Here is a 15,691-nt window from a genome sequence, read left to right as displayed (position 1 = left end):
GAACGGAGGAAACAGCTATGTCGCGCATCGGCAAGCTCCCCATCCCGGTTCCCGCCGGCGTGGACGTCACCATCGACGGCCGTACGGTCAAGGTCAAGGGCCCCAAGGGCGAGCTGACCCACACCGTTGCCGCGCCGATCGACATCGCTAAGGGCGAGGACGGCACCCTGCAGGTGCTCCGCCCGAACGACGAGCGGCAGAGCAAGGCCCTGCACGGCCTGTCCCGCACGCTGGTGGCGAACATGATCACCGGTGTGACCACGGGATACGTCAAGAAGCTCGAGATCAGCGGTGTCGGTTACCGAGTGACCGCCAAGGGTTCCAACCTGGAGTTCGCTCTCGGTTACAGCCACCCGATCCTGGTCGAGGCCCCCGAGGGCATCACCTTCAAGGTGGAGTCCCCGACCCGTTTCTCGGTCGAGGGCATCGACAAGCAGAAGGTCGGCGAGGTTGCGGCCAACATCCGCAAGCTGCGCAAGCCCGACCCGTACAAGGCCAAGGGCGTCAAGTACGAGGGCGAAGTCATCCGCCGCAAGGTCGGAAAGGCGGGTAAGTAAGCCATGGCATACGGGCAGAAGATCCTCAAGGGCGACGCCTACAAGCGCGCCGCGATCAAGCGCCGTCACATCCGGATCCGCAAGAAGGTGTCCGGTACGGCGGAGCGTCCCCGTCTGGTCGTGACCCGCTCCAACCGCCACATCGTGGCGCAGGTGATCGACGACCTGAAGGGCCACACCCTGGCGTCGGCGTCCACGCTGGACGCGTCGATCCGTGGTGGCGAGGGCGACAAGTCCGCGCAGGCCAAGCAGGTCGGCGCCCTGGTTGCCGAGCGTGCCAGGGCCGCCGGTGTCGAGGCCGTCGTGTTCGACCGTGGTGGCAACCAGTACGCCGGGCGCATCGCCGCCCTGGCGGACGCCGCCCGCGAAGCCGGGCTCAAGTTCTGAGCCGCTTGTAGCTAGCGGAAAGAGAGAGGTAATCCAATGGCTGGACCCCAGCGCCGCGGAAGCGGTGCCGGTGGCGGCGAGCGGCGGGACCGGAAGGGCCGTGACGGCGGCGCTGCTGCCGCCGAGAAGACCGCGTACGTTGAGCGCGTCGTCGCGATCAACCGCGTCGCCAAGGTTGTGAAGGGTGGTCGTCGCTTCAGCTTCACCGCGCTGGTCGTGGTGGGCGACGGTGACGGCACCGTGGGTGTCGGTTACGGCAAGGCCAAGGAGGTGCCGGCCGCCATCGCCAAGGGCGTTGAGGAGGCCAAGAAGCACTTCTTCAAGGTCCCCCGGATCCAGGGCACCATCCCGCACCCGATCCAGGGTGAGAAGGCCGCCGGCGTCGTGCTGCTCAAGCCCGCGTCCCCGGGTACCGGTGTTATCGCCGGTGGTCCGGTGCGCGCCGTGCTCGAGTGCGCCGGTATCCACGACGTGCTGTCGAAGTCGCTTGGCTCTGACAACGCCATCAACATCGTGCACGCGACCGTGGCGGCCCTGAAGGGCCTGCAGCGTCCCGAGGAGATCGCGGCCCGCCGTGGTCTGCCGCTCGAGGACGTCGCTCCCGCGGCCCTGCTGCGTGCGCGTGCCGGGGCGGGTGCGTAATCATGGCGCAGCTCAAGATCACGCAGGTCAAGTCCTACATCGGCAGCAAGCAGAACCACCGTGACACCCTGCGGTCGCTTGGTCTCAAGGGGATCAACACCGTGGTCGTCAAGGAGGACCGCCCCGAGTTCCGCGGCATGGTGCACACCGTCCGCCACCTCGTGACGGTCGAGGAGGTCGACTGATCATGGCGGAGAACAACCCGCTCAAGATCCACAACCTCCGTCCGGCCCCCGGCGCCAAGACCGCCAAGACCCGTGTCGGTCGTGGTGAGGCGTCGAAGGGTAAGACGGCCGGTCGTGGTACCAAGGGCACCAAGGCCCGCTACCAGGTTCCGGAGCGCTTCGAGGGTGGCCAGATGCCGCTGCACATGCGCCTCCCGAAGCTGAAGGGCTTCAAGAACCCGTTCAAGACCGAGTACCAGGTCGTGAACCTCGACAAGCTGGCCGCGCTCTACCCCGAGGGTGGCGAGGTCACCGTCGAGTCGCTGGTGGCCAAGGGTGCCGTTCGCAAGAACAGCCTCGTCAAGGTCCTCGGCCAGGGCGAGATCTCCGTGGCGCTGCAGGTGACGGTCGACGCCGTCTCCGGCTCCGCCAAGGAGAAGATCACCGCCGCCGGCGGTACGGTCACCGAGCTGGTCTGAGTCCCTCAGGTCCCTCGATGACGTGAACGATCCCGACCGGGGATACTCCACAAAAGGGGTATCCCCGGTCGGTCGTTCCAAGGGCGGTGCCTTCGCCGGTAAGGTGGCCAGCACTGCCTACTTACACCGGTGCCTCCCATGGGGCACTCTGAGCGGCAGTTGACCGTTAGCTATTCGTCTCTATCCGTCGAACCTCAAGACCGTCACCCTTGACGCAGTTGCGCGGGGGTCGCAGGAGGCACCGTGCTCACCGCGTTCGCCCGGGCGTTCAGGACGCCCGACCTGCGCAAGAAGCTGCTCTTCACGCTGGCCATCATCGTGGTCTACCGGGTCGGTACCCACATTCCGATCCCCGGCGTCAACTACAAGGCCGTCCAGCAGTGCGTGACCGAGGCGCAGGGCAACCAGGGCCTGTTCGGTCTCGTCAACATGTTCAGCGGTGGTGCGCTGCTGCAGATCACGGTCTTCGCGCTCGGCATCATGCCGTACATCACGGCCAGCATCATCCTTCAGCTGCTGACCGTGGTCATCCCGCGCCTGGAGGCCCTGAAGAAGGAGGGCCAGGCCGGTACGGCGAAGATCACGCAGTACACCCGGTACCTCACCGTGGCGCTCGCCATCCTGCAGGGCACCGGCCTGGTCGCCACCGCCCGCAGCGGCGCGCTGTTCAACGGCTGCTCGGTGGCCTCCAGCATCGTGCCGGACCGCACGATCTTCGCGACGATCACGATGGTGGTCTGCATGACCGCCGGTACGTCCGTCGTCATGTGGCTCGGCGAGCTGATCACCGACCGGGGCATCGGCAACGGCATGTCGATCCTGATGTTCATCTCGATCGCCGCGACCTTCCCGTCCGCGCTGTGGGCCATCAAGAAGCAGGGCACCCTGGCCGGCGGCTGGATCGAGTTCGGCACCGTGATCCTGGTCGGCCTGGTCATGGTCGGACTCGTCGTCTTCGTCGAGCAGGCCCAGCGCCGCATCCCGGTGCAGTACGCGAAGCGCATGATCGGCCGTCGTTCCTACGGCGGCACGTCCACGTACATCCCGCTCAAGGTGAACCAGGCGGGTGTGATCCCTGTCATCTTCGCCTCCTCGCTGCTCTACATCCCGGCGCTCGTGGCGCAGTTCGCGGGGGGCAACTCGGGCTGGAAGCAGTGGGTCACCCAGAACCTGACCAAGGGTGACCACCCGATTTACATCACTCTGTACTTCTTGCTCATCGTGTTCTTCGCGTTCTTCTACGTGGCGATCTCCTTCAACCCCGAGGAAGTCGCCGACAACATGAAGAAGTATGGTGGCTTCATCCCGGGCATCCGGGCTGGCCGACCGACCGCTGAGTACCTCAGCTACGTGCTCAACCGGATCACCTGGCCGGGTTCGCTGTATCTGGGTCTGATCGCTCTCGTACCGACAATGGCGTTGGTGGGCTTCGGGGCAAGCCAGAACTTCCCGTTCGGTGGCACCAGCATCCTGATCATCGTGGGTGTCGGTCTCGAGACGGTGAAGCAGATCGAGAGCCAGCTCCAGCAGCGCAATTACGAAGGGTTCCTCCGCTGATGCGTATCGTCCTCGTCGGGCCGCCGGGTGCCGGTAAGGGAACGCAAGCCGTCCGCCTCGCCGAGAAGCTGGCCGTTCCGCACATCTCCACGGGCGACCTGTTCCGGGCCAACATCAGCCAGCAGACCGAGCTGGGCAAGCTGGCCAAGTCGTACATGGACCGCGGCGAGCTGGTGCCGGACACGGTCACCATCGCGATGGCCAAGGACCGCATGGAGCAGCCGGACGCCGAGAAGGGCTTCCTGCTGGACGGCTTCCCGCGCAATGTGCAGCAGGCGGAAGCGCTGGACGAGCTGCTGGAGACCGAGGCCATCAAGCTGGACGCGGTCCTGGACCTGGAGGTCCCCGAGAACGAGGTCGTGAAGCGGATCGCCGGCCGGCGCATCTGCCGCAACGACTCCTCCCACGTGTTCCACGTGACGTACAGCCCGCCGAAGAAGGAGGGCGTGTGCGACGTCTGCGGCGGCGAGCTGTACCAGCGCGACGACGACTCCGAGGACACCGTCCGCACGCGGCTGGAGGTCTACCACACGCAGACCGAGCCCATCATCGACTACTACAAGGCGCAGGGGCTGGTCGTGACGATCTCCTCCCTGGGCCCGGTGGACGAGATCACGCAGCGGGCGCTGGAAGCGCTCAAGCGCGAGAAGGCCGAGCAGTAGAGAGCCCGGATCCTCCGGCCGCGGTGCCCGCCCCCGGGTGCCGCGGCCGTACTGTTGTACCGATGACCCAGCCGATGTGAGTGACGGAGAGCGCAGGCCCCCATGGTGCAGATCAAGACGCCCGAGCAGATCGCGAAGATGCGTGCGGCGGGTCTGGTCGTCGCCGCCATCCACGCGGCCACCCGCGAGGCCGCGGTGCCCGGCGCCTCCACCAAGGACCTGGACGAGATCGCCCGCAAGGTACTGGCCGAGCACGGCGCCAGGTCGAACTTCCTCGGGTACGGCGGCTTCCCCGCCACCATCTGCACCTCGGTGAACGACGTCGTGGTCCACGGCATCCCCTCCGACGACGTCGTCCTCAAGGACGGCGACATCATCTCCATCGACTGCGGCGCGATCGTCGACGGCTGGCACGGCGACGCGGCCTACACCGCCTTCGTGGGCTCCGGACACGCTCCGGAGCTGATCGAGCTGTCCCGGGTGACCGAGGAGTCGATGTGGGCCGGCATCGCGGCCATGAAGCAGGGCAACCGGCTGGTCGACGTCTCGCGGGCCATCGAGACGTACATCCGGCGCCAGCCGAAGCCGGGCGGCGGCCGCTACGGCATCATCGAGGACTACGGCGGCCACGGCATCGGCACCGAGATGCACATGGACCCGCATCTGCTGAACTACGTCGACCGGCGCCGCGGCAAGGGGCCCAAGCTGGTTCCCGGCTTCTGCCTCGCGATCGAGCCGATGGTCTCGCTGGGCACGCCGAAGACCGAGGTCCTCTCCGACGACTGGACGGTCATCACCACCGACGGGACCTGGTCCTCGCACTGGGAGCACTCGGTCGCCCTGACCGAGCAGGGCCCGCTGGTGCTGACGGCGCCCGACGGCGGCAGGGCGAAGCTCGCCGAGCACGGCGTCACGGCCGCCCCCGACCCCCTGGCATAGGGATCATCCTCGTGGGGCAGACTTCCTCGATTCGCGTTTCCGGGTGCTCCGACGTAGACTGACTCGTCGGCTCTCGTGCACCCGCATGTCCGCATGCGCCCGTAAGGGGCAGCGTGGGAGTCGATCAAGGTAGTCGATTCGAAGGGCGAAGCGTGGCCAAGAAGCAAGGTGCCATCGAGATCGAGGGCACTGTCGTCGAGTCTCTGCCGAACGCCATGTTCAAGGTCGAGCTCCAGAACGGCCACCAGGTCCTGGCACACATCAGCGGCAAGATGCGTATGCACTACATCCGCATCCTCCCTGACGACCGGGTCGTGGTGGAGCTGTCTCCGTACGACCTGACGCGTGGCCGGATCGTCTACCGGTACAAGTAGATCTTGCCCGCATCCCGCCCCGGCGGGGTGATGGCACTGACCCGGAGAACCTCACCTAATGAAGGTCAAGCCGAGCGTCAAGAAGATCTGCGACAAGTGCAGGGTGATCCGCCGTCACGGTCGGGTCATGGTCATCTGCGAGAACCCGCGCCACAAGCAGCGCCAGGGCTGACGCACGACCGACACCCTCTGCACCTCTATCGCAGAGATTCGCGCGACGCGAGCTGAATATGTTCATACGCAGGACCCGAGCCACCCAGCTCGACACCCCCGGTTCGGAGGCCGGGGACCCGGTTCGTACCTGATACGGCGACCGGGAACCGGTTCTGTGGAAGACCTCCGAAGATCACCAGGAGCCATTGAATGGCACGCGTTTCCGGTGTTGACATCCCGCGCGAAAAGCGCGTGGAGGTCGCCCTCACCTACGTGTTCGGCATCGGCCGGACCCTCTCGAAGGAGACGCTGGCTGCGACCGGCGTCGACCCGAACACCCGCGTCCGTGACCTGACCGAAGAGCAGCTGGTCGCGATCCGCGAGTACGTCGACAACAACATCAAGACCGAGGGTGACCTCCGTCGCGAGATCCAGGCCGACATCCGCCGCAAGGTCGAGATCGGCTGCTACCAGGGTCTCCGTCACCGTCGCGGTCTGCCCGTCCGCGGTCAGCGCACCAGCACCAACGCCCGCACCCGCAAGGGGCCGCGTCGCGCCATCGCCGGCAAGAAGAAGCCGGGCAAGAAGTAGTCCGCAGCGGACACCTGTCCACGGTCTTCGCTGTAGGACCGACCACCTCCCGTAGGAGTTAGTAGATGCCCCCCAAGGGACGTCAGGGCGCTGCCAAGAAGGTGCGCCGCAAGGAAAAGAAGAACGTCGCTCACGGCCACGCGCACATCAAGAGCACGTTCAACAACACGATCGTCTCCATCACGGACCCGTCCGGCAACGTGATCTCCTGGGCCTCCGCCGGCCACGTCGGCTTCAAGGGCTCCCGGAAGTCCACGCCGTTCGCCGCGCAGATGGCCGCCGAGTCGGCCGCCCGCCGCGCCCAGGAGCACGGCATGCGCAAGGTCGACGTGTTCGTCAAGGGCCCGGGCTCCGGTCGTGAGACCGCGATCCGCTCCCTGCAGGCCACGGGCCTCGAGGTCGGCTCCATCCAGGACGTCACCCCGACCCCGCACAACGGCTGCCGCCCGCCGAAGCGCCGCCGCGTCTGACGCACGGCCGCCTCGCACGGCTCGCGGTTCCGGGCGGTACGGCTCTTTCGGGTCGTACCGCCCGTACCCTTGCAGTACCCGCACTTTTCACGGGTGCGGTTTCCGTCGGACGTCAAATAGCGGGCGTCCACGAATGAAGGATCTGATCCACACATGCTGATCGCTCAGCGTCCCTCGTTGACCGAAGAGGTCGTCGACGAGTTCCGCTCCCGGTTCGTGATCGAGCCGCTGGAGCCGGGCTTCGGCTACACCCTCGGCAACTCCCTCCGCCGCACCCTCCTGTCGTCGATCCCCGGCGCTGCTGTCACCAGCATCCGCATCGACGGCGTCCTGCACGAGTTCACCACCGTGCCGGGCGTCAAGGAGGACGTCACCGACCTGATCCTCAACATCAAGCAGCTGGTCGTCTCCTCGGAGCACGACGAGCCCGTCGTGATGTACCTGCGCAAGCAGGGCCCGGGTCTGGTCACCGCCGCCGACATCGCGCCCCCGGCCGGTGTCGAGGTGCACAACCCCGACCTGGTCCTCGCCACGCTCAACGGCAAGGGCAAGCTGGAGATGGAGCTGACGGTCGAGCGCGGCCGCGGTTACGTCTCCGCCGTGCAGAACAAGCAGGTGGGCCAGGAGATCGGCCGTATCCCGGTCGACTCCATCTACTCACCGGTGCTGAAGGTCACGTACAAGGTCGAGGCCACGCGTGTCGAGCAGCGCACCGACTTCGACAAGCTGATCGTCGACGTCGAGACCAAGCAGGCGATGCGTCCCCGTGACGCCATGGCCTCCGCCGGCAAGACCCTGGTCGAGCTGTTCGGTCTCGCGCGTGAGCTGAACATCGACGCCGAGGGCATCGACATGGGCCCGTCCCCCACGGACGCCGCCCTGGCCGCCGACCTGGCGCTGCCGATCGAGGAGCTGGAGCTCACGGTCCGCTCCTACAACTGCCTCAAGCGCGAGGGCATCCACTCCGTGGGTGAGCTGGTCGCGCGCTCCGAGGCCGACCTCCTCGACATTCGCAACTTCGGTGCGAAGTCCATCGACGAGGTCAAGGCGAAGCTGGCCGGCATGGGCCTGGCCCTCAAGGACAGCCCGCCCGGATTCGACCCCACGGCCGCTGCCGACGCCTTCGGCGCCGACGACGACGCGGACGCGGGTTTCGTGGAGACCGAGCAGTACTGATCTCCACCACCTCCGGGGTCCGCGTCGGCGGACCCCGGATCTCCGACAGACAACCGTCTGCTCGGATACTGACCCCGGTACCTGACACGGCCGGGGCAGACACACAGGAGAAGAACCATGCCGAAGCCCACCAAGGGTGCCCGTCTGGGCGGCAGCGCCGCGCACGAGAAGCTGCTCCTCGCCAACCTGGCGAAGAGCCTCTTCGAGCACGGCCGTATCACCACCACCGAGGCGAAGGCCCGCCGCCTGCGTCCGTACGCCGAGCGTCTGATCACCAAGGCGAAGAAGGGCGACCTTCACAACCGCCGTCAGGTGCTCCAGGTCATCACGGACAAGAGCGTCGTCCACACGCTCTTCACCGAGATCGGCCCGCGGTACGAGAACCGTCCCGGTGGCTACACCCGCATCACCAAGATCGGTAACCGCCGTGGCGACAACGCGCCCATGGCCGTCATCGAGCTGGTCGAGGCGCTGACGGTGCAGCAGAAGGCCGTGGGTGAGGCCGAGGCCGCCACCAAGCGTGCGGTCAAGGAGGTCGAGGAGACCAAGGTCGAGGAGACCAAGGTCGAGGAGGCCAAGGTCGAGGAGACCGAGGCCGCCGAGGCTCCGGCCGAGGAGTCGAAGGACGCCTGAGGCTCTGCCTGACGCGGTAAGCGGGCCCGCCCTTCGGGGCGGGCCCGCTTTCCCGTTTCCGAGCAGGCACTTCCCAGACAGGAGCCAGAGCTTGAGAGGATCTCTTCGTGAGTGAAGTACAGCCCGGTGACGTCCGCATCCGCCTCGACCTCTCCTACGACGGAACCGACTTCCACGGCTGGGCCAAGCAGGCCGGCGGCCGACGGACGGTCCAGGCGGAGGTCGAGGACGCGCTGCGTACGGTGACGCGGTCGCCGCGGACGTTCGAGCTGACCGTGGCCGGGCGCACCGACGCCGGGGTGCACGCCAGGGGTCAGGTCGCCCATGTGGATCTGCCCCGGGAGGTCTGGGCCGAACAGAGCGGGAAGCTGCTGAAGCGGCTCGCCGGGCGGCTGCCCAGGGACGTACGGGTGTGGGCCCTGCGGGAGGCGTCCGCGGGCTTCGACGCCCGGTTCGCCGCGATCTGGCGGCGCTACGTCTACCGCGTCACCGACAACCCCGGCGGCGTGGACCCGCTGCTGCGCAACCACGTGCTGTGGCACGACCGGCCGTTGGACGTCGCCGTGATGGACGCCGCCGCCAAGTCCCTGGTCGGGGAGCATGACTTCGCGGCGTACGCCAAGAAGCGGGAGGGCGCGACCACGATCCGGGAGATCCTCGACTTCGGCGTGGTCCGGCGCGCGGGCGGCGTCATCGAGATCGAGGTCCGGGCGGACGCCTTCTGCCACAACCAGGTGCGCTCCATGGTCGGCGCGCTGCTGTTCGTCGGCGACGGCCACCGCGACGTGCAGTGGCCGCGGCGCGTCCTCGACGCCGGTGTCAGGGACAGCGCCGTCCACGTCGTCCGCCCGCACGGCCTGACCCTGGAGGAGGTCGCCTACCCGGCGGACGAGCTGCTGCTGGAGAGGCAGCGGCAGGCACGACGGGTGCGGGGGAAGGTCCACTGACAGCGGATGTCAGCCGGCCAGGGCTTTCTGGACGGTCGGCTTGAGGAAGGGCGCCAGCGACTTCGCATAGGCCCCCGTCATGTGACTGTTGTCGAAGTAGACGATCTGGTCGGCGATCACCGTCGGGCAGACGTTGTCGGCGCAGAACGCGGGTAGTGAGTTGAGGACCTCGGCACCGTGGCGCTCGGCGACCTTTTGCTCCACGGCGCGGAGGTCGGGGAATTCGACGGCCTTGTCCTCGGAGGGGTTGCAGGCGGAGATGTCGCGGATGTGGGTGGCGAGGCAGTCAGGTACGTTCCGTCCGGGCTGAGGGGTGTCCGTGATGTAGACGAGCTTCGCACCGGAGGCCTCGAGAACCTTGAAGGCCTGCTCGGCGCCCTGCGCGGTCACCTCCTGCCGGATGCGGCTGGTGACGACGATCACGTCTGGCTTGAGGTCGTCGATGCTCTTGAACGCCGACTGCCGCCAGCTGTCGCACTCGGAGTACTCGCGGTTCAGCTCGGGGTTCTTGATGGCGTACACCTCGGGGGAGCAGCCGCCCTTCGCCATGGTCACCACCTTCACGTGCAGTGATTTCCCGAGGCTCTCGAAGGCGTCGCCCCACTGCCAGGCGTGGGAGTCTCCGATGACGACGATCGAGCGCTTGCCCTGCTTGTCCCCGATCACGCAGTTGTCACGCATGACGAACTTCTTGACGTCGGTGTTGTCGATGCAGCCGTAGTGGGTCGTGTCCTTGGGAGCTCCCGGGAGAATGCTCTGCGCGGTGGCGGAGAGCTCCTTCTGGAGCACGGCCCGCTGCACCGACTTCTCGTCGGCGTACCCGACGGAGCCCCCGTTCGCGGCCCCGGCGGCCGTGTCCAGGTTGAGCGGTACCACCCGTATGGCGAGGACCATGGCGACGGCCGCGGTGGCGGTCAGGGTCAGACCGGTGAGGATGCCGCGCCACGGGATCTGAACCAGCCCGACGTTGGCCTTCAGACGTCGTTCGATCGCATAGTGCCCGGCGACGGCCAGCACGAAGGAGCCCGAGGCGACGCGGAAGCGGTCGGAGTAGGTGATCTCATGGCCGACGATGTCCGACCACAGGATCAGCAGCGGCCAGTGCCAGAGGTACCATCCGTAGCTCGCATTGCCGACGAAATCGAAGACGGGGTTGTCGAGGAGGCGCTCGGCGCCGAGGCGAGGGTTGGCACAGCCGCCCGCCATGATCAGGGCGGCGCCGAGCACGGGGCCACCCACCGCGTACCCGGGCAAGGGGGTCTGCTCGGTGATGAGGGACGCGGTGACCAGCACGGTGACGAGTCCCACCCAGCTGAGGACGGCCGCGAGGCCCTGGTACATGCGTGACAGGAACCGGGCGTTGAGGGCGACGAAGACGCCTACGGCCAGTTCCCACACGCGGGTCGGGGTGCCGAAGTAGGCCAGCGGCTGGTTCGTCCGGGTCGTCGTGACCGACAGGTAGAGCGAGCCGCTGATCACGACGGCCAGGAACAGCCCGACCAGGAAGCGGTTGCGGAAGATGACCCGGCTCAGCCAGGCGACGACGACGAGCGCGATCGGCGCGAGGAGGTAGAACTGCTCCTCGATGCTCAGCGACCAGAAGTGCTGGTACGGCGACTGGCTGCCGTCGGAGGCGAAGTAGTCGGTGCCGTTCTCGGCCTGGCGCCAGTTGATGAAGCTCAGCGAGGCGGCGAGGCCGTCCTGCATATAGCTGCGGAACCTGAGCGGGCTGGCGTAGATCCACGCCACCACGGCCGTCACGATGATGGTGAGGGCGGCCCCCGGGGCCAGCCTGCGGAACCGGCGGGCCCAGAACTTGCCGAGCGACACCTTGCCGGTCTTGTCGATCTCCGCAAGGAGCTGGCTGCCGATGAGGAAGCCGCTGAGCGTGAAGCTGACGTCGACGCCGCCGTGGATGCCGAGGATGCCTGTGTGCACGAAGACGACCATCGTGATCGCGACGGCGCGCAGGCCCTGGAGGTCGGGCCGGTACTTGCGCAGCCGGTCATCCTTGGGGGCTCTTCGTCGGTGCTGGTCCGGCCGGTGCCCGGGCGGCCGCGTCGTGTCGCTTGCCGCGGTGGCTTGATGGGTGGTCACGTCTCTCCTGTCGCTGTCCGGCCGGGCCGGATCTCTCAATGGGCCGTCGGACAGGCGGTGGCGGTGCCGCTCATCCGTACTCCCAGGGAGGGAATGCGGATGCCGCAGGCGAGCCGCAGCTGGGCGGGCAGCTCGTTCTGCGCGCCGACGTGCGAGTGGCAGCCCACCACGACCTCGCGAAGGAACGATTCGCTGCCGATCGACGAGTCGTGGTCGACCACCGACTCGTGGATCTGCGCGCCCTCGGCCACGGTGACGTTCGCGCCGACGATGGACCGGTCGACGACCACGCGCGGGCCGATCACGGCGTGCGGGCCGATCGTCGAGCCGCCCGTGACGCGGGCCGTCCCGTCGACCGTGGCCGTGGGATGGATCAGGGCCTCGGCCGGCGGCCCCACCAGCGGCGAGGCCACCCTGCCGGTGACCAGGTCGGCGGATCCGTGCACGAAGGCGAGCGGGGTGCCGAGGTCACGCCAGTAGTCGTCCGTGACATGGCCGAAGACGCGCCCGCCCCCGGCGACGAGGCGCGGGAAGGTCTCCTGCTCGACCGAGACCTCGCGGTCGGCCGGGATGGCGTCCAGGACGGAGCGGCGGAAGACGTAGCAGCCGGCGTTGATCTGGTCGGTGACGCATTCCTCGGGCGTCTCGGGCTTCTCCAGGAAGGAGGTCACCCGGCCGGCCTGGTCCGTCGGGACGAGCCCGAAGGCGCGCGGGTCGGGGACCCGGGTGAGGTGCAGGGTCACGTCCGCGTGGCGTGACGCGTGCCCCGCCAGGACGGCGCGCAGGTCCACGCCGGACAGAATGTCGCCGTTGAGGATCAGCACCGGCGCGTCGGCCGAGGTGCCGCGCAGCAGCCGTGCGGCGTTGCGGATCGCCCCTCCGGTGCCGAGCGGGACCTCCTCGACGGCATAGGAGATCTCCGGGCCCTGGGAGAAGTCCTTGAACTCCTGCTCGAACAGGTCGGCGAGATAGGAGGTGGCGAACACGACGTGCTCGACTCCGGCGTCCATCAGCTTGGCGATCTGGTGCCGGATGAAGGAGGAGCCCGCGACATCGAGCAGCGGTTTCGGAGTGTGGTTCGTCAAGGGGCGCAGTCGGGTTCCCTTGCCGCCCACCAGGATGATGGCTTCTTGCATGATGGCCTCCGCTCGGTCAGTTGGTGGGGGCGGTGCCGGGACCCGCGTAGTCAGAGGTGAAGCAGGACCTGATGGCCTTCTCGGTGAGGGGGCGTCCGGCGAAGTCGAGCCGGGAGGCGACCTTGTCGTCGGGCTTCGTGTTCGGGTCGTCGTCGAAGTAGATCGACCACCAGTAGACGCCGCTCATTTGGCGTTCCTGGACGACCCGGCAGACGGCGGTGTACCAGTTGGCCTGCACCTGGGGGTTGACGGCGCGCTTGGTGTGGAAGTCGCCGGGGGCGTGGTAGGCGCCGTTCATCGCGCCGATGCCCGCCTCGGCGATGGTGATCTTGGGGAGGGTGCCGGTGGCCTTCCTGTCCAGCCACTTGTTCCAGCCGGCGACCAGGGTGGGGACCGAGGCGTTGTCGCCGACCTTGATCGGGAAGTAGGCGTCGATGCCGAGATGGGTGACCGGCATGGTCACGGGACCGGTGACGTACGCGTCCCAGTTGGCGTCGTAGGCGACCTCACCGCCGAACAGCTTCTCGGCGTCGTTCACGACGCTGTCCCAGTGCGGATCGCCCTGCAGGGAGTTCAGCTCGGTGCCGATGACGAAGGTGGTCGCCTTCTCGCTGTCCGCGGCCTTCAGATAGGGGGTCAGGAACTTCTCGTACGACGTGAACCAGGCGTCACGGTCGGCGGGCCTGATGCTGCCACGCCAGCCGTTCTCCTCGGCCAGGGAGTGCTCGTCCATGAGGGGCCGGACGGTCGTGCGCAACCCGGCCTCGTGGAAGATCCGCAGCACGCGGGCGAGCCGCTCGGGCGTCGGTGTCCTGTCGCCGCGGCTGATCCTCGTCGACGAGCGGGTCCCGGTGAAGAACGGGAAGGACAGGCTGACGGAGTTGGCGTGCAGCCCGACCAGATAGTTCGCGTGCAGCCGGGCCTGCTTCTCGACGTAGGCGAGGGAGTGCCCGGGGTTGTCCTCCCAGTACAGCTGGACGCCCCACTGGGGCATGCCCTTCTTCCACTCCTTGTCCACCCTGGCGACCTCGGCGGTCTGCGAGGGGGCCGGCGAGGTCTTGCCGCCGCCGTCTTCGCCGACGGCCGGCTGTGCGGGTTCCTTGCCGTCGAGCACGAGATGGGGCACGAGTGAGCCCGAGGACCACTGCACCGGGTGGTCACCGAACACGAAGGGGACCGCGATCACGAAGGAGATGACGGTGACGGGGAGCACGGCGAGCATGGGCAGGCGTGCGCGCTTCATGAGTGTGTGATCTCTTCCGGGTCAGGCGGGCTTGGCGATGACGACGAACTTGTTCTCCTCACGGCGGATGAACTTCCACAGGCCCTTGATGCCGCCGGTTCCCTCGATGAGGGAGAAGTAGGGCAGCATGAGGAGGACGGCCAGGGGCTCCCACCACTTGCGTCTGCCGTTCACCGAGGCGATCGCGTTGAGCCGCAGCCCTTCCCAGTACGCCCAGATCACATAGGCGAAGCTGATCGACCACAGGATGACCACGGACTGGGTCACGGGGGAGGTGTTCATGTCGCCGATGAACCAGGCCACGAACAGGATCGTGCCGACGTGCTGCAGCGGGCCGAGGATCCAACTGGTCACGCAAATGGTGAGAAACCAGCGGTAGCGAAGCGGCACCTTGCGGTTGAAGCAGAGGGCGACCAGGCCCCAGGCCCAGCGTTCGCGCTGCTTGACGAAGTCCTTGGTGTTGGCTGGGGAGGCGCCGTAGCAGCGGCCGTTGAACCAGTCGCTGCGGCCCGGGTAGAGGCGACAGAAGGTCAGCGCCAGCCGAGCGTCCTCGACGATCTCCTTGGGGCCGAAGTCCCAGCCGATCTCGGCCTCGATGGAGGCGCGGATGACGAGCAGCTCGCCGTGCACGCCGGCGGCCGGGGTGCCGAGGCCGGTGAAGGCGCGGAACCGGGCGATGTCGTCGGCCGGGCGGATGGCGTCGGCGAACCAGGTGACCAGGCTCACCGCGTTCTCGCGCGGGTAGGTGAGGATGCCCTGCGCCATGTGCTTGACCTCGTCGGGGGCCGCCCGGCGCTGACGGTTGATGAACTGGGCGAGGGACGCCGAGGTGTCGGGGCCGACACCGGTGTCGTCGTCCATGTGCAGCACCCAGACGTGCTCCAGAGCCTCGCCCTCCTCGATGCGCAGCTCGTGGGCGTAGTTGTTGGCGCGGGCCTTGAAACGGGTGCCGTTCTTCGTCTGGTAAACCTTCGGAACCGTGACCACGCGGATCAGCGGGCTGGTCGCCGCCAGGACGTCGATCCGCTCGGCGGCCTCGCAGCCCTCCTCGGTGAGGACGTCCACGCGCATGTACGGAAACCACTCCGGCAGGTGTTCCACGTACGACAGGACGGAGCGTTCCAGGGCCGGGTAGGTGTCGTGGCGCCCGATGGTCGGCACCAGAACGATCAGGAAGTCCTGCTCGACCAGGGCCGGCGGCGTCATCAGATGTGCCTTGCGCAGCCGGCGCCGGATGAGGAGGAAGCCCTGGATCGACACCAGCACACCCGGCACCGGGAGGGCCCAGCAGACGGTGATCAGCCAGGCCAGCGGCGAGTGGCTGGGGGTGTACGACCACAGGCTGAAGAGGGTCAGAAGGACCAGCGGGATGAGGAACGGCAGGATGCCCGGTTTCCAGGCGGCGGTACGTTTCGCCAGCTTGGCGCTGTGTCGCGAGTGCGACATCCCCCCGTCGACCACTGTCGATGCCATGACGACTGCGC

Annotated in this window: 19 protein-coding genes; 15 read left to right on the top strand and 4 right to left on the bottom strand. The window is 67.5% G+C overall.

The window, feature by feature from the left end; genetic code table 11:
* Nucleotides 1-17 precede the first annotated feature (17 nt).
* The 15 genes from rplF to truA all read left to right on the top strand — a co-directional run bounded on the left by rplF (nt 18) and on the right by truA (nt 9,731).
* Nucleotides 18-557, top strand: coding sequence for a 50S ribosomal protein L6 (rplF, locus tag AC5WRT_RS04165; RefSeq protein WP_496093023.1), 540 nt, complete (start codon nt 18-20; stop codon nt 555-557).
* 3 nt (nt 558-560) lie between these two features.
* Nucleotides 561-944 (top strand): 50S ribosomal protein L18, encoded by a 384-nt coding sequence (rplR, locus tag AC5WRT_RS04160; RefSeq protein WP_496093022.1) that lies wholly within the window; start codon nt 561-563, stop codon nt 942-944.
* Nucleotides 945-980: 36 nt separating this feature from the next.
* Nucleotides 981-1,586 (top strand): 30S ribosomal protein S5, encoded by a 606-nt coding sequence (rpsE, locus tag AC5WRT_RS04155; RefSeq protein WP_324936594.1) that lies wholly within the window; start codon nt 981-983, stop codon nt 1,584-1,586.
* A gap of 2 nt (nt 1,587-1,588) precedes the next feature.
* The gene (gene rpmD, locus AC5WRT_RS04150) at nt 1,589-1,771 is read left to right on the top strand and encodes a 50S ribosomal protein L30 (protein WP_003998814.1); all 183 of its coding nucleotides are present in this window, start codon (nt 1,589-1,591) and stop codon (nt 1,769-1,771) included.
* Nucleotides 1,772-1,773: 2 nt separating this feature from the next.
* Nucleotides 1,774-2,229 (top strand): 50S ribosomal protein L15, encoded by a 456-nt coding sequence (gene rplO / locus AC5WRT_RS04145; protein ID WP_030601181.1) that lies wholly within the window; start codon nt 1,774-1,776, stop codon nt 2,227-2,229.
* A 243-nt stretch (nt 2,230-2,472) separates the two neighbouring features.
* Entirely contained in the window at nt 2,473-3,786 is a 1,314-nt protein-coding gene (gene secY, locus AC5WRT_RS04140) for a preprotein translocase subunit SecY (protein WP_496093021.1), read from the top strand.
* Complete coding sequence (locus AC5WRT_RS04135) at nt 3,786-4,448, top strand: adenylate kinase (protein WP_496093020.1); 663 nt, start codon at nt 3,786-3,788, stop codon at nt 4,446-4,448. The genes secY and AC5WRT_RS04135 overlap by 1 nt, the downstream gene beginning before the upstream one ends.
* A 102-nt stretch (nt 4,449-4,550) precedes the next feature.
* Nucleotides 4,551-5,387, top strand: coding sequence for a type I methionyl aminopeptidase (map, locus tag AC5WRT_RS04130; protein WP_496099929.1), 837 nt, complete (start codon nt 4,551-4,553; stop codon nt 5,385-5,387).
* A gap of 152 nt (nt 5,388-5,539) precedes the next feature.
* The gene (gene infA, locus AC5WRT_RS04125; RefSeq protein WP_003948620.1) at nt 5,540-5,761 is read left to right on the top strand and encodes a translation initiation factor IF-1; all 222 of its coding nucleotides are present in this window, start codon (nt 5,540-5,542) and stop codon (nt 5,759-5,761) included.
* Between the two features lie 58 nt (nt 5,762-5,819).
* Complete coding sequence (gene rpmJ, locus AC5WRT_RS04120; RefSeq protein ID WP_003998809.1) at nt 5,820-5,933, top strand: 50S ribosomal protein L36; 114 nt, start codon at nt 5,820-5,822, stop codon at nt 5,931-5,933.
* Between the two features lie 191 nt (nt 5,934-6,124).
* The gene (rpsM, locus tag AC5WRT_RS04115; RefSeq protein ID WP_023547369.1) at nt 6,125-6,505 is read left to right on the top strand and encodes a 30S ribosomal protein S13; all 381 of its coding nucleotides are present in this window, start codon (nt 6,125-6,127) and stop codon (nt 6,503-6,505) included.
* A gap of 65 nt (nt 6,506-6,570) precedes the next feature.
* Complete coding sequence (rpsK, locus tag AC5WRT_RS04110; RefSeq protein ID WP_003956432.1) at nt 6,571-6,975, top strand: 30S ribosomal protein S11; 405 nt, start codon at nt 6,571-6,573, stop codon at nt 6,973-6,975.
* A 153-nt stretch (nt 6,976-7,128) separates the two neighbouring features.
* Nucleotides 7,129-8,151, top strand: coding sequence for a DNA-directed RNA polymerase subunit alpha (locus AC5WRT_RS04105; RefSeq protein ID WP_003966937.1), 1,023 nt, complete (start codon nt 7,129-7,131; stop codon nt 8,149-8,151).
* 117 nt (nt 8,152-8,268) lie between these two features.
* A complete protein-coding gene (gene rplQ / locus AC5WRT_RS04100; RefSeq protein WP_496093018.1) occupies nt 8,269-8,784 on the top strand; it encodes a 50S ribosomal protein L17 in 516 nt (171 codons plus the stop codon).
* 107 nt (nt 8,785-8,891) lie between these two features.
* On the top strand, nt 8,892-9,731 hold the full coding sequence (gene truA / locus AC5WRT_RS04095; protein WP_496093017.1) for a tRNA pseudouridine(38-40) synthase TruA: 840 nt from the start codon (nt 8,892-8,894) through the stop codon (nt 9,729-9,731).
* 9 nt (nt 9,732-9,740) lie between these two features.
* Here truA and AC5WRT_RS04090 read toward each other — a convergent pair whose 3' ends face one another.
* The 4 genes from AC5WRT_RS04090 to AC5WRT_RS04075 are packed head-to-tail and all read right to left on the bottom strand — an operon-like array spanning nt 9,741 to nt 15,680.
* Complete coding sequence (locus tag AC5WRT_RS04090; RefSeq protein ID WP_496099928.1) at nt 9,741-11,828, bottom strand: acyltransferase family protein; 2,088 nt, start codon at nt 11,826-11,828, stop codon at nt 9,741-9,743.
* A gap of 35 nt (nt 11,829-11,863) precedes the next feature.
* On the bottom strand, nt 11,864-12,964 hold the full coding sequence (gene manB / locus AC5WRT_RS04085) for a mannose-1-phosphate guanylyltransferase (protein ID WP_496093015.1): 1,101 nt from the start codon (nt 12,962-12,964) through the stop codon (nt 11,864-11,866).
* Nucleotides 12,965-12,980: 16 nt separating this feature from the next.
* Nucleotides 12,981-14,207 (bottom strand): glycoside hydrolase family 113, encoded by a 1,227-nt coding sequence (locus AC5WRT_RS04080; RefSeq protein ID WP_496093014.1) that lies wholly within the window; start codon nt 14,205-14,207, stop codon nt 12,981-12,983.
* Between the two features lie 21 nt (nt 14,208-14,228).
* Nucleotides 14,229-15,680 carry a glycosyltransferase family 2 protein gene (locus AC5WRT_RS04075; RefSeq protein ID WP_496093013.1) on the bottom strand — a complete coding sequence of 484 codons (1,452 nt, stop codon included), beginning with the start codon at nt 15,678-15,680 and terminating at the stop codon, nt 14,229-14,231.
* Nucleotides 15,681-15,691 lie beyond the last annotated feature (11 nt).

The sequence above is a fragment of the Streptomyces sp. NTD91 genome, assembly GCF_059510455.1.
Note: the sequence above shows the minus strand (reverse complement) of the source record. Positions and strands in the feature narration are given on the sequence as shown.